We start from the raw sequence: 12,902 nt of genomic DNA, 5'->3' as shown, positions 1-12,902 counted from the left end.
AAGGCAGGCCCCATCGGGGCATGTGGGTGGAAAGGCTGCGACAGGTGTCCGAATTGTGGCGACACGCTCGTTAAGAGCGCTCAGGTAGTGGCGCCTCGCACTCTTACCAGATACGGTCCCTCCGTGAGCCCCGTCCGCCGCTGTTCCCGCACTGCTTGCAGTCAGCCTGCCGTCTTCACGCTCACGTACGTATACGCCGACTCGACCGCTGTACTAGGCCCTCTGGCGACGTACGCCGAGCCACACTGTTATGACCTGTGCGCCGAACACGCCGAGCGGCTGACCGCCCCCCGAGGCTGGGAGGTCGTGCGGCTGCCGACCGACGGCGCTTCCCCCAGCTCCGACGACCTCGAAGCGCTGGCCAACGCGGTGCGCGAGGCGGCCAGGCCCAGCGCCGCGCGCGGCGTCGAGCCGGTCGGCGACGCCGTCGAGGTCGGCCGGCGGGGCCACCTCCGCATCCTGCGCTCCACCCAGCCCAACCGCGATCGCTGACGCGCCGCCTGCCGTCGCGCCGGGTACAGTCGAGGCACCTGTCCGCGGCCGATTCGTAGGAGCTCCGATTAATCGCAAGTTCTCCCTGGTCGCCTTCGACCTGGACGACACGCTGGCGGTGTCCAAGTCCCGCATCGACGACCGCATGGCGGGGCTGCTGGCCCGGCTGCTCGACCTGGTCGACGTGTGCGTGATCTCGGGCGGGCAGTATTCCCAGTTCCAGGCGCAGGTGCTGCGCCACCTGCCGATCGACGACGCCCAGCGCGCCAGGCTGCACCTGATGCCGACCTGCGGCACGCGCTACTACCGCTGGCAGAACTCCGACTGGCACCTCGTCTACGCCGAGGACTTCACCGCTCCCCAGAAGGCGGAGATCATCGAGGCGCTCACCCGCAGCGCCAAGGAGCTGGGCCTGTGGGCCGATGACCCCTGGGGGGAGATCATCGAGGACCGCGGCAGCCAGATCACCTTCTCCGCGCTCGGCCAGCAGGCCCCGCCCGCCGCCAAGTACGCCTGGGACCCCGACGGCGCCAAGCGCCGCCTGCTGTGCGCGCACGTGTCGGAGCGGCTGCCCGGCCTGGAGGTGCGCAGCGGCGGCTCGACCTCCGTCGACATCACCCACAAGGGCGTCGACAAAGCCTACGGCATCGGCCGGCTCCTCGACGCCCTCGGGCTGACGATCGACGACGTGCTGTTCGTCGGCGACCGGCTCGACGAGGGCGGCAACGACTACCCGGTCAAGGCGATGGGCGTGGAGTGCGTGGCGGTCGAGGGCTGGGAGCAGACGGCGGCGTTCGTCGAGGACTATCTCGGCATCGAGACTCGATGAACCGGCGGCCGAAAGGCCGCGCAATCCACCGGACCAGTGGTGCCGTGATGTTACGGTCGGTTTTGGCGATGGCGAGCGAGATAGGTGGACGAGTGAAGATCGACGACTGGCTGCTGGAGATCCTGGCCTGCCCGGCGTGCAAGTCACCGTTGCGTGTCGAGAGCGACTCCGAAGAGCTCGACTGCACCGGCTGCGGCCTGATCTATCCGGTCCGGGATGACATCCCCGTGCTGCTCGTCGACGAGGCCAGGAAGCCGTGACCTGGGAGCCGGAGCGGCTCGACGACCAGCGGCACCTGAGCGAAGGCGACCCGGGCGGCATGCTGCTCGCGGTGGCCGCCTCGGCGGCGCAGGTGCGCACGGGGCTCCGGTGCGCCGTCGAGTCCGGCGTCGACCGGCTGGCCGGTGACCTCAGGCCGCGCGCGGTCGTGGTCACGGGCATGGGCAGCTCCGCGCTCGCGGGCGACATGCTGGCCGCGGTCTGCGGCAACAGCGCCCCCCTGCCCGTCGTGACGCTGCGCTCCTACCAGCTGCCCGGCTGGGTGGGGGCCACCGACCTGGTGGTCGCGATCTCCTGGTCGGGCGAGACGGAGGAGACGCTCTCGGTGGCCGCCGAGGCGGTGCGCCGGGGCTGCGCGCTGCTGGCGCTGGGCGCGCCGGGGTCGCCGCTGGAGGCGCTGGCCACGCAGGCGGGCGCCGTCTACGTGCCGCTGCCGGTGGCCGGGCGCGACCGGGCCGACCTGTGGCTGGTGACGATCCCGCTGGTCGTGGCCGCCGCCGCGCTGGGGCTGGCGCGGGCCGACGAGGGGCTGTACGAGCGGGTGGCGGAGATGCTGGAGGGCATCTCGCACCGGTGCCGGCCGTCGAGCGAGTCGTTCATCAACCCGGGCAAGTCGCTGGCCCTCGACCTGGCCGAGAGCGTGCCGGTGATCTGGGGCTCGTCGCGGCCGACCGCCGTGGCCGCCTACCGGCTGGCCTGCCGGCTCAACACCGACGCCGGTTATCCGGCGATCTCCGGTGAGCTGCCGGAGGCCGCGCACAACCAGGTGGCCGTCCTCGACGGGCCGCTGGCCGGGCGCGACATCTTCTCCGACGACGACACCGGCCGTACGGTCCGGCTGGTCGTGCTGCGCGACACCGAGGAGCACCCTCGGGTGGCCGAGACGCGGGAGGCGGTGCTGCGGCTCGCACAGGACCGGGGCGTGCCGGTGAGCGAGCTGGCCGCCGAGGGCGCGCACCCGCTGGAGCGGATGGCCTCGCTGGTCGGGCTGGCCGATTACGCGGCCACGTACCTGGCGCTCGGTTATGGAATCGATCCGACTACTGTTGCACCCATTGCCGAGCTGAAGTCCAGGATCACCCAATAGGATCCCGGTTCGGGCATCAGTAGTGATCGTATGACTGGAGAAGACCGGTGAGTGCTAGCGGCGGTACGAAAGCGATTGTTGCGGCGTTGGCCGCGAACCTCTCCATCGCGGTGGCGAAGTTCGTGGCCGCAGCGGTCACCGGTTCGTCCTCGATGCTGGCCGAGGGCATCCACTCGGTGGCCGACTCGGGCAACCAGGCGTTGCTGCTGCTGGGCGGCAAGCGGGCGCAGCGGGAGAGGGACCAGAAGCACCCGTTCGGCTACGGGCGTGAGCGCTATTTCTACGCGTTCGTGGTGGCCGTGGTGCTGTTCGCGATCGGCGCGCTGTTCTCGCTGTACGAGGGCTGGCACAAGCTGTCCGATCCGCACGCGTCGGTGGAGTCGCCGCAGTGGGCGTTCGGGGTGCTGATCTTCGCGATCATCGCCGAGGCGTTCTCGTTCCGCACCGCGATCAAGGAGTCCAACGCGGTGCGCGGCAACCAGTCGTGGGTCGCGTTCATCCGCCGGTCCAAGTCGCCGGAGCTGCCGGTCATCGTGCTGGAGGATCTCGGCGCGCTGCTCGGCCTGATCTTCGCGCTGTTCGGCGTCTCCATGGCGGTCATCACCGGCGACGTCTGGTGGGACGCCGTCGGCACGCTGATGATCGGTGTGCTGCTCGCCGTCATCTCGGTCGTGCTGGCCATCGAGACCAAGTCGCTGCTGGTCGGCGAGGGCGCCGCGCCGGAGGTGGAGACCCAGATCCGGGCCGCCCTGGACGCCACGCCCCAGGTCGACCGCGTGATCCACATGCGGACGCTGCACATCGGCCCGGAGGAGCTGCTGGTGGCCGCGAAGATCGCGGTCACCCACAACGACACGGCGGCCGAGGTCGCCGCGGGCATCGACGAGGCCGAGCGGCGCATCCGTGAGGCCGTGCCGATCGCCCGGGTCATCTACCTGGAGCCCGACCTGGACCGGTCGCCGAGCAACGCCTGACCGGGCTCACTCGTGGCCGGTGCGGCAGGACGTGCCGGCGTCGGACATGTCGAACAGGCAGCGGCCCTTCTTGTCCAGCGTGACGACCTTCTTCACGCTCCGGAACTGCTTGAGCGTCACGTCGATCGTGCGCAGGATGCGCGCGTCGCCGCCGACGCCGTTGCCCCAGACGGTCCGGCAGAAGCGGAGGGTCGCCGTACCCCTCTTGATCGTGAGAGAGAAGTCGGCGCCGCAGTCGGAGCCGCCGCGGATCTGCTTGCCCAGCTCGGAGCGGAGGCCGCGGCGGTGCTCGGCGGCGGTCGGGCCCTTGATGAGCTGCTCGACGGCGAACCGGGCGACGCCCGAGTGGGGCGCGACCCGCTTGACCGCGACGACCTTGCCGGGGAAGCCGTGCCCCGTGGAGAAGTAGACCTTGACGGTGGTGCCGGGCGCCTGCACCGGCGACAACGCGAGCACGGTGGCCATCAGGAGCTCTTTCATGTCCTCTATGACGTCCGCCCGGAGCCCGGGGTTCGCAGCAGCCGCAGGGCCTTCTCCTTCTCGAAGTCCAGCGCCCGGCGCGGCACCTGGATGCGGCCGATCCGTACGCCGAGGTCGCGGACGGCGGCGGCGACGGCGGGCTCGCTGAGCGCGCGCAGGGCGAAGGCCAGCTCGGCGGGGGAGACGTCGAAGCGTTTCTCCAGCTCCACGCCCTGGGCGACGGCGGCGAGCTCCTCGGGGCCGAAGCGGCGGTGCGCGCCCTGCTCGCGCACGGGAGGCAGCAGGCCGAGCGCCTCCCGGTAGCGGAGCATCCTGGGAGACATGCCGAGCCGTCTCGCGGCTTCCGTGATGCGCATCCTTACATTCTTACGTCAGGTTAGCTCTCTGTGAGATGCGATCGGGGCGGGGAGACGCCTAAACTCGTCGCGACAACATTGTGATGCGAGGGGAACCCCGATGGACTTCAAGGTCGCCGACCTTTCACTTGCCGACTTCGGCCGCAAGGAGATCCGGCTCGCCGAGCACGAGATGCCCGGCCTCATGGCGATCCGCAAGGAATACTCGGCCTCCCAGCCCCTTCGCGGCGCGAAGATCATGGGCTCGCTGCACATGACGATCCAGACCGCCGTCCTCATCGAGACCCTGGTCGCGCTCGGCGCCGAGGTCCGCTGGGTGAGCTGCAACATCTTCTCCACCCAGGACCACGCCGCCGCGGCCGTCGTCGTCGGCCCCGACGGCACGCCCGAGGACCCCAAGGGCGTCCCGGTCTTCGCCTGGAAGGGCGAGACGCTGGAGGAGTACTGGTGGTGCACCGAGCAGGCGCTCACCTGGCCCGGCGGTGACACGCCCAACATGATCCTCGACGACGGCGGCGACGCCACGCTCCTCGTCCACAAGGGCGCCGAGTACGAGAAGGCCGGCGCCGTTCCCCCCGCCACCGCCGACGACCCGGAGGAGTGGCACGTCATCATCGACCTGCTCACCCGCACGGTCGGCGACGACAAGCGCTGGACGAAGATCGCCGAGAGCATCAAGGGCGTCACCGAGGAGACCACCACCGGCGTGCACCGCCTGTACGAGATGCACAAGAACGGCCAGCTGCTGTTCCCGGCGATCAACGTCAACGACTCGGTCACCAAGTCCAAGTTCGACAACAAGTACGGCTGCCGCCACTCGGTCATCGACGGCCTCAACCGCGCCACCGACGTGCTCATCGGCGGCAAGGTCGCGGTGGTCTGCGGCTACGGCGACGTCGGCAAGGGCTGCGCCGACGCGCTGCGCGGCCAGGGCGCCCGCGTCATCGTCACCGAGATCGACCCGATCTGCGCCCTCCAGGCGGCGATGGACGGCTTCCAGGTCACCACGCTGGAGGAGGTCGTCGGCATCGCCGACATCTTCGTCACCACCACCGGCAACTTCAACATCATCCGGGCCGACCACATGGCCCAGATGAAGCACCAGGCCATCGTGTCCAACATCGGCCACTTCGACAACGAGATCGACATGGCCGGCCTGGCCAAGACCCCCGGCATCGAGAAGCGCAACATCAAGCCGCAGGTCGACGAGTGGGTGTTCGCCGACGGCCACTCGATCATCGTGCTGGCCGAGGGCCGCCTGATGAACCTGGGCTGTGCTACCGGCCACCCGTCGTTCGTCATGTCCAACTCCTTCACCAACCAGGTGATCGCGCAGATCGAGCTGTTCACCAAGACGGCCGAATACCCGATCGGCGTCTACACGCTGCCCAAGCACCTCGACGAGAAGGTGGCCCGGCTGCACCTCGACGCGCTGGGCGTCAAGCTCACCGAGCTGACCAAGGAGCAGGCCGCCTACATCGGCGTCCACGTGGAGGGCCCGTACAAGAGCGACCACTACCGCTACTGACAGCAAGCCCCGGAGGAGCCGGTGCGCGGTGCGCGCCGGCTCCTCCGTCGTAAGGAGAGTCGATGGACCTGGGGGAGAGCGGGGAGCGGCAGATCAGCTGGGCTGCCCGGGCGATGCCGGTGCTGACCGCCATCGGGGAGCGGTTCGCGGCCGAGCGGCCGCTCGCCGGGCTGCGGATCGCGGCCTGCCTGCACGTCACCGCCGAGACGGCGGTGCTGATGGGGGCGCTCAAGGCGGGCGGGGCCGAGATCGCGCTGGCCGCCTCCAACCCGCTGTCGACGCAGGACGACGTGGCCGAGGCGCTGCGCTCCTACGGCGTGGCCGTGCACGCGCGGGCGGGCGTCGACCGCGCCGCCTACTACCGGCACATCCACCGGGCCCTCGACCTCGCCCCCGACCTGGTGCTCGACGACGGCTGCGACCTGGTCAACATCCTGCACACCGAGCGGACCGACCTGCTCGACGGGGTGAGCGGCGGCTGCGAGGAGACCACCACCGGGATCATCAGGCTCCGGCAGATGGCCGCCGAGCAGGCGTTGCGGTTCCCGGTCGTGGCGGTGAACGACACCCGCACCAAGCGCATGTTCGACAACCGGTACGGCACCGGGCAGTCGACGCTCGACGGGATCATGCGGGCCACCAACACCATGCTGGCCGGGCGCACGGTCGTGGTGGCCGGGTTCGGCTACTGCGGGCGCGGCGTGGCGGAGCGGGCCAAGGGGCTCGGCGCGCGGGTGATCGTGACGGAGATCGACGCGGTCAAGGCCCTCGACGCCACCCTCCAGGGGTACGAGGTGCGCCCGATGGAGCAGGCGGCCGTGACGGGCGACCTGTTCATCACCGTGACGGGCAACCGCGACGTGATCCGGGCCGAGCACCTGGCGGCGATGAAGGACGGCGCGATCCTGGCCAACGCCGGGCACTTCGACGTGGAGATCGACGTGCGGGCGCTGGACGAGCTGGCCGAGGAGGTGCACCGGGCGGTGCGCCCCAACACCGACGAGTACGTGCTGCCCGGCGGGCGCAGGCTGCTGCTGCTGGCCGAGGGCCGGCTGGTCAACCTGACCGCCGCCGAGGGGCATCCGGCCGCCGTGATGGACATGTCGTTCTCCGCGCAGGCCCTGGCCGTCGCCTGGCTCGCCCGGGAGCGGGCCGGGCTCGCGCCGGGCGTGTACGACGTGCCGGAGGACATCGACCAGGAGGTGGCGCGGCTCAAGCTGGCGGCGGCCGGGATCGCCATCGACGAGCTGACCGGTGAGCAGGAGACCTACCTGCACTCCTGGCGCTCGGGCTCCTAGCCGGCCTGCATCTCCCGCATCCGGCCGATCTCGGCCGTCTGGGTGACGGCGACGTCGTTGGCCAGCTCCTCGATCCTGATGTGCGAGCCGCCGGTCAGCACGCGCTCGGACATCTGGATCGCGCCCTGGTGGTGGGCGATCATCAGCCGCAGGAACAGGGCGTCGAACTCCTTGCCGGTGGCCGCCTTGAGCTGGTCGAGCTGCTCGGGCGTGGCCATGCCGGGCATGCCCGCGTGGGCCGCGTGGTGGTCGGGGACGCGCTGGCCCTGCTCCTGGAGCCAGGTGCGCATCCACTGGATCTCCGGGCCCTGGGTGTCGGCGATGCGCGAGGCCAGGCTCTTGAGTTTGGCCGACTCCGCCCGGCTGGGGGCCAGGACCGCCATGTCGAGCGCCTGCTGGTGGTGGACGATCATGTCCTGGACGTAGGTGACGTCGGGGGCGTTCGCGCTCGGCGCGGGGACGGCGGTGGCGGCCTCGGAGGGGGAGAGGGTCCTGGCCTCCTCGCCGGGACGGCCCGGCGCGATCACGGGGGCGGTGGAGTCAGCCCGGGGCGGCTGCGGCTCGTCGCCGGAGGTGCAGCCCGACAGGGCGATCCCCGACAGGACGATCAGCGTGCCCGTGGCGACGACGTTGAGCGCGGCGCGCACCCAGCCTCCTGACTGATTTCGGTCGGAACTGCGGATTCTAGATCGTAAGAATGATCGTTATAAGAGGGCAAACCGGCATATCTTTTGACATCTTGCGCGCTGGTCGGCGCGGCCGTCACGGGTGACGATTTCATTCATTTATGTCCCCTTTATAGGAGGATAGGTGTTGGCATCCCGACGAGCCCTCACGCTGGTGGGAGCGGTGATCGCGTTGGCGATGGCCGGCCTTCCCGCGCAGGCGGCTGACATCCCGGCTCCCGGCGAGATCGTCATGAGCCCCAACATCGCGCACGTCACGAACGTGCCCAAGCCCGAAGCCCTGGCCGACATCAACACCGACATGGCCTTCCAGGGCGACTTCGCCTACGTCGGCAACTACTACGGCTTCTCCATCTACGACATCCGCAAGCCGAAGCGGACCTCGCTGGTCAGCTCCGTGGTCTGCCCCGGCGGCCAGATGGACGTGTCGGTCCACGGCAACCTGCTCTTCGGCTCCGTCGACTCCTCGCGCAGCGACGACTCCTGCAGCAGCACGGGTCAGAGCGCCTCGATCAAGGAGTCGTGGGAGGGCGTCCGGATCTTCGACATCAGCGACAAGGCCAACCCGCGCTACATCAAGTCGGTCGAGACCAACTGCGGCTCCCACACGCACACGCTGGTGCCCGACCGCCGGGGCCGCAACGTCTACATCTACGTCTCCTCCTACAGCCCGAACGCGAACTTCCCCGACTGCCAGCCGCCGCACGACCTGATCTCGATCATCAAGGTGCCGCTGCGCGACCCGGCCGCCGCGTCGGTCATCTCGGCGCCGAACCTGTTCCCCGACGGCGGCTTCCCCGGCGTGCCCGGCCAGTACCCCGACGGCAAGTCCGCCACCACCGGCTGCCACGACATCACCGCCTACCCGGAGAAGGGCATCGCCGCCGGAGCCTGCATGGGCGAGGGCATCCTGATGGACATCCGCGACCCCGAACGCCCCCGCGTGACCGCCACCGTCAGGGACGAGACGAACTTCGCCTTCTGGCACTCGGCCACGTTCAACAACAGCGGCACCAAGGTCGTCTTCACCGACGAGCTCGGCGGCGGCTCCCGCGCCACCTGCAACCCGGAGATCGGCCCGACCCGCGGCGCCAACGCCTACTACGACATCGTCCGAGGCCAGCTCGTGTTCAAGAGCTACTTCAAGATCGCCAGGCACCAGGACGCGACCGAGAACTGCGTGGCGCACAACGGCTCGCTGATCCCGGTCAAGGGCAAGGACATCATGGTCCAGGCCTGGTACCAGGGCGGCATCTCGGTGGTCGACTTCACCGACTCGGCCAACCCGCAGGAGATCGCCTTCTTCGAGCGCGGGCCTGACAACACCGCGCCGCCGCTGTCCGGCGGGTTCTGGTCGGCGTACTACTACAACGGCTACATCTACGGCTCCGACTTCAACCTGGGCCTCGACGTGCTCAAGATCAACGACCCGCGGACCAACCGGGCGAACGGCGTACGGTTCGACGACCTGAACGCGCAGACGCAGGAGTCGTACCGGGAGCGGGGGCACCACCACTAGCCCTGACATTTCCTGACATAGTGGGGGACCTCTCGATCATCGTGCACCTGGGAGGTCCCTCCGTGACGTCCAGACCCGTCCGCGCCCTGGCGCTGGCAGGAGCGGCGCTGATCCTGACGTCGTCCCCGGTCCACGCGGCCGACGACGTCCGGACCAGCGCCAACGTCGAACACGTGGCCAACGTGCCCAAACAGGCCCCGTTCGCGTCGCGGCAGGCGAAGCAGAGCGACCTCGCCTTCCAGGGTCACTACGCCTACCAGGGCAACTACCACGGCTTCACCGTCTACGACATCGCGAACCCGGCCAAGCCGAAGGTCGTCAGCCGGGTCTCCTGCTACGGCGCCCAGGGCGACATCACGGTCAAGGACGACCTGCTCTTCCTGTCGGTGGACGAATCGGTCGCCGGCGACTCGTGCCGCACCACCGGCGCCTCGGCCACCGAGAAGGGCGCCTGGGAAGGCATCCGCATCTTCGACATCAGCTCCAAGAAGCGGCCGAAGTACATCAAGTCCATCGAGACCGCCTGCGGCTCCCACACCCACACGCTGGTGCCGGGAAAGTCCAAGGACACCGTCTACCTGTACGTCTCCTCCTACGGGCCCGGCGACATCTTCCCCGACTGCAAGCCGCCCCACGACCGGATCTCCATCGTCAAGGTGCCGCTCAAGAAGCCCAAGACCGCCAGGATCGTGGCCAGGCCGGTGCTGTTCCCCGGCGGCGGCAACGAGCGCGGCGACGGCGCCACCACCAGCGGCTGCCACGACATCACCGTCTACCCGTCCAGGAACCTGGCCGCCGGGGCCTGCATGGGCGACGGCGTGCTGATGGACATCTCCGACCGCGAACACCCGAAGGTCACCGCCCGGGTCACCGACGCGAACTTCGCCTTCTGGCACTCGGCCACGTTCAACAACAGCGGCACCAAGGTCGTCTTCACCGACGAGCTCGGCGGCGGCTCGACGGCCACCTGCCTCAAGAGCACCGGGCCGGAGCGCGGGGCCAACGCCGTCTACGACATCACCGGCGGCAAGCTCGTCCACCGCAGCTACTACAAGATCCCGCGCGAGCAGGGCAGGTCCGAGAACTGCGTCGCCCACAACGGCTCGCTCGTCCCCGTCAAGGGCCGGGACATCATGGTCCAGGGCTGGTACCAGGGCGGCGTGTCCGTCTGGGACTTCACCGACTCGGCCCGGCCGCAGGAGATCGGCTACTTCGACCGGGGCCCCTTCAAGCCGCGCGACATGGCGGGCTCCTGGTCGGCGTACTACTACAACGGGCACGTCTACAGCAGCGACATCCAGCTCGGCCTGGACGTGCTGCGCATCCGCGACCCGCGCACCGACCCGGCCGCCGGGGTCCGGCTCACGTCGCTCAACGCCCAGACGCAGTACGCCTACTGAGCGTGCCTATTGGGGCGGGACGAACCCGCCCGGGGTGCTCCCGGACGGCTCTCCGGCGCCCGCTGGGGGTGGGTAGGACGCGGGCGGGCCCGTCGGAGGGGCCGGGGGCCCGGCGGGCGGGAACGGCGCGTACGGGGCCGTACCGGGCTGCCATGCCGGGACCGGCGGGCTCTGGGGGCCGAGACGCTGGGCGAGCCGGGCCTGGTCGCGGCGGCGGCGCTCGGCCAGGACGGCGCTGAGGTAGGCGTGCGGCGGGACGCCCGCCGGCGCCGCCGGTGAGACGTACGCGGCCGTCTGGGTCGCGATCCGCACCCCCATCTCGTGCTGCACCTGCGGCGACAGCTCGTGCCAGCGCATCAGGTACTGCCGGGCGGCGGCGGCCACCTCCACGGGGAGCTGCGACAGCTCCAGGGAGGCCGCCCACGCGGCCAGCGGCGGCGGCATGACGATGGCCTGGCTCGCGTCACGCGGCCCGCGCTCGGAGATCACGATGGTGCCCGCGAACAGGTCGCCCAGCCGCTTGCCCCGCTGCGAGATCAGCGAGGTGATCAGCGCCGGGGCGCCGGAGAACATCCAGAACTCCATCACGCCCGCCAGCCCGCGGAACAGCGCCTGCCGGAACCGCTCGGGGCTGCCGTCGTCGCTCACCACGCGCAGCCCGAGCGCCAGCTTGCCCAGGCTGCGGCCCCGGCTGACGGTCTCGAAGATCACCGGATAGCCGACCAGGACCAGCACCAGCATCGCGATCGCCACGGCGCCGAACATCGCCGGGTCGGAGACGATCGCGAACGCCTCCAGCAGCACGAACGCGACGACCAGCACGGTGACCTGGACGAGCATGTCGATGAGCAGCGCCAGGAACCGCGAGGGCATCTGCGCCACCCGCACTTCGAGGACGACGGCGTCACCGGTCACAACCTCCGACATATGTGGAGCCTAACGGCAATGGGCAGCCGACAGACCAGCCACAATGGTCGGGTGGACATCGACGCCTTCGTCACCGCGCACCGCCCGGTCTGGGAGCGGCTCGATCAGCTGATCAAGCGCCGCTCCTCGCTGACAGGGGCGGAGGTCGACGAACTGGTGGACCTCTACCAGCGGGTGTCGACCCACCTGTCGATCGTCCGCTCGTCCACGCCCGACGCGATGCTGGCCGGGCGGCTGTCGGCGCTGGTGGCGCGGGCGCGCTCGGCCGTCACGGGCACCCGCACCCCGGCCTGGCGGGAGCTGGTCCGCTTCTTCACCGTGTCGTTCCCGGTGGTCGCCTACCGGACGCGCTGGTGGTGGCTGGGCACGTCGCTGGCGTTCCTGGCGGTCTCGTGGGTGATCGGCGCCTGGGTGGCGGCCAACCCCGACGTGCAGGCCGCGATCGCCTCCCCGGAGGAGATCACGCAGCTCGTCGAGCACGACTTCGCCGACTACTACTCGGAGCACCCGGCCGCGTCGTTCGCCAGCCGCGTGTGGATCAACAACGCGTGGGTGTCGCTCCAGGTCATCGTGTACGCGATCTTCCTCGGCATCCCGATCCCGCTGGTGCTGTTCCAGAACGCGGCCAACGTCGCGATCTCCGGCGGCCTCATGGCCTCGCGCGACAAGCTGGACATCTTCTTCGGCCTGATCACCCCGCACGGCCTGCTGGAGCTGACCGCGGTGTTCCTCGCGGCGGCGGCCGGCATGCGGCTGGGCTGGGCCGTCATCGACCCGGGCCACCGCAGGCGGGCCGAGGTCATGGCCGAGCAGGGCCGCGCCGTGATGGCGGTGGCGCTCGGCCTGGTGGCGGTGCTGTTCGTGTCGGGGCTGATCGAGGCGTTCGTCACCCCGTCCGGGCTGCCGACCGCCGCCCGCGTGGGCATCGGGGTGCTCGCCGAGCTCGTCTTCCTCGCGTACGTGATCTTCTTTGGCAGGCGGGCGGCCCGCGAGGGCGAGACGGGCGACCTCGAACGGGCCCCGGACGTGGCCCCGAGCGCCTGACCT

Annotated in this window: 14 protein-coding genes; 10 read left to right on the top strand and 4 right to left on the bottom strand. The window is 70.1% G+C overall.

Annotated features, from left to right (window positions below; all coding sequences use genetic code 11):
* Nucleotides 1-123 precede the first annotated feature (123 nt).
* The 5 genes from AB0G11_RS05020 to AB0G11_RS05000 all read left to right on the top strand — a co-directional run bounded on the left by AB0G11_RS05020 (nt 124) and on the right by AB0G11_RS05000 (nt 3,661).
* Nucleotides 124-492, top strand: coding sequence for a DUF3499 domain-containing protein (locus tag AB0G11_RS05020; RefSeq protein ID WP_219499649.1), 369 nt, complete (start codon nt 124-126; stop codon nt 490-492).
* A gap of 67 nt (nt 493-559) precedes the next feature.
* Nucleotides 560-1,321, top strand: a complete 762-nt coding sequence (locus tag AB0G11_RS05015) for an HAD-IIB family hydrolase (RefSeq protein ID WP_308125594.1) — start codon at nt 560-562, stop codon at nt 1,319-1,321.
* Between the two features lie 92 nt (nt 1,322-1,413).
* Complete coding sequence (locus AB0G11_RS05010) at nt 1,414-1,581, top strand: Trm112 family protein (RefSeq protein ID WP_219499647.1); 168 nt, start codon at nt 1,414-1,416, stop codon at nt 1,579-1,581.
* Nucleotides 1,578-2,687, top strand: coding sequence for an SIS domain-containing protein (locus tag AB0G11_RS05005; RefSeq protein ID WP_219499644.1), 1,110 nt, complete (start codon nt 1,578-1,580; stop codon nt 2,685-2,687). The genes AB0G11_RS05010 and AB0G11_RS05005 overlap by 4 nt, the downstream gene beginning before the upstream one ends.
* Before the next feature lie 47 nt (nt 2,688-2,734).
* Nucleotides 2,735-3,661 carry a cation diffusion facilitator family transporter gene (locus AB0G11_RS05000; RefSeq protein ID WP_219499642.1) on the top strand — a complete coding sequence of 309 codons (927 nt, stop codon included), beginning with the start codon at nt 2,735-2,737 and terminating at the stop codon, nt 3,659-3,661.
* A 6-nt stretch (nt 3,662-3,667) separates the two neighbouring features.
* On the opposite strand, the gene AB0G11_RS04995 is transcribed toward AB0G11_RS05000, so the two are convergent.
* Nucleotides 3,668-4,141: a hypothetical protein gene (locus AB0G11_RS04995; RefSeq protein ID WP_357584047.1), complete on the bottom strand. Its 474-nt coding sequence runs from the start codon at nt 4,139-4,141 to the stop codon at nt 3,668-3,670.
* A 5-nt stretch (nt 4,142-4,146) separates the two neighbouring features.
* The gene (locus AB0G11_RS04990) at nt 4,147-4,497 is read right to left on the bottom strand and encodes a MerR family DNA-binding transcriptional regulator (RefSeq protein WP_219499638.1); all 351 of its coding nucleotides are present in this window, start codon (nt 4,495-4,497) and stop codon (nt 4,147-4,149) included.
* A gap of 100 nt (nt 4,498-4,597) precedes the next feature.
* Between AB0G11_RS04990 and ahcY the strand changes: the two genes are divergently transcribed.
* Together ahcY and AB0G11_RS04980 are read left to right on the top strand one after the other, a co-directional pair.
* Complete coding sequence (ahcY, locus tag AB0G11_RS04985) at nt 4,598-6,025, top strand: adenosylhomocysteinase (protein ID WP_357584045.1); 1,428 nt, start codon at nt 4,598-4,600, stop codon at nt 6,023-6,025.
* 62 nt (nt 6,026-6,087) lie between these two features.
* A complete protein-coding gene (locus tag AB0G11_RS04980) occupies nt 6,088-7,323 on the top strand; it encodes an adenosylhomocysteinase (RefSeq protein ID WP_357584043.1) in 1,236 nt (411 codons plus the stop codon).
* On the opposite strand, the gene AB0G11_RS04975 is transcribed toward AB0G11_RS04980, so the two are convergent.
* Complete coding sequence (locus AB0G11_RS04975; protein ID WP_357584041.1) at nt 7,320-7,970, bottom strand: DUF305 domain-containing protein; 651 nt, start codon at nt 7,968-7,970, stop codon at nt 7,320-7,322. The two genes, AB0G11_RS04980 and AB0G11_RS04975, sit on opposite strands and share 4 nt — an antisense overlap.
* 163 nt (nt 7,971-8,133) lie before the next feature.
* Between AB0G11_RS04975 and AB0G11_RS04970 the strand changes: the two genes are divergently transcribed.
* Together AB0G11_RS04970 and AB0G11_RS04965 are read left to right on the top strand one after the other, a co-directional pair.
* On the top strand, nt 8,134-9,528 hold the full coding sequence (locus AB0G11_RS04970; protein ID WP_357584039.1) for a hypothetical protein: 1,395 nt from the start codon (nt 8,134-8,136) through the stop codon (nt 9,526-9,528).
* A gap of 62 nt (nt 9,529-9,590) precedes the next feature.
* Nucleotides 9,591-10,928, top strand: coding sequence for a hypothetical protein (locus AB0G11_RS04965; protein WP_357584037.1), 1,338 nt, complete (start codon nt 9,591-9,593; stop codon nt 10,926-10,928).
* A gap of 6 nt (nt 10,929-10,934) precedes the next feature.
* On the opposite strand, the gene AB0G11_RS04960 is transcribed toward AB0G11_RS04965, so the two are convergent.
* Nucleotides 10,935-11,855, bottom strand: a complete 921-nt coding sequence (locus AB0G11_RS04960; protein ID WP_357584035.1) for an RDD family protein — start codon at nt 11,853-11,855, stop codon at nt 10,935-10,937.
* A gap of 51 nt (nt 11,856-11,906) precedes the next feature.
* On the opposite strand from AB0G11_RS04960, the gene AB0G11_RS04955 reads away from it, so the two are divergent.
* Complete coding sequence (locus AB0G11_RS04955) at nt 11,907-12,899, top strand: stage II sporulation protein M (RefSeq protein ID WP_357584033.1); 993 nt, start codon at nt 11,907-11,909, stop codon at nt 12,897-12,899.
* Nucleotides 12,900-12,902: the final 3 nt, after the last annotated feature.

It is taken from the genome of Nonomuraea sp. NPDC023979, assembly GCF_040639085.1.
GTDB classification, from domain to species: Bacteria; Actinomycetota; Actinomycetes; order Streptosporangiales; family Streptosporangiaceae; genus Nonomuraea; species Nonomuraea ceibae.
The sequence above is the reverse complement of the archived record's forward strand: the minus strand, read 5'-3'. Positions and strand labels throughout refer to the sequence as shown.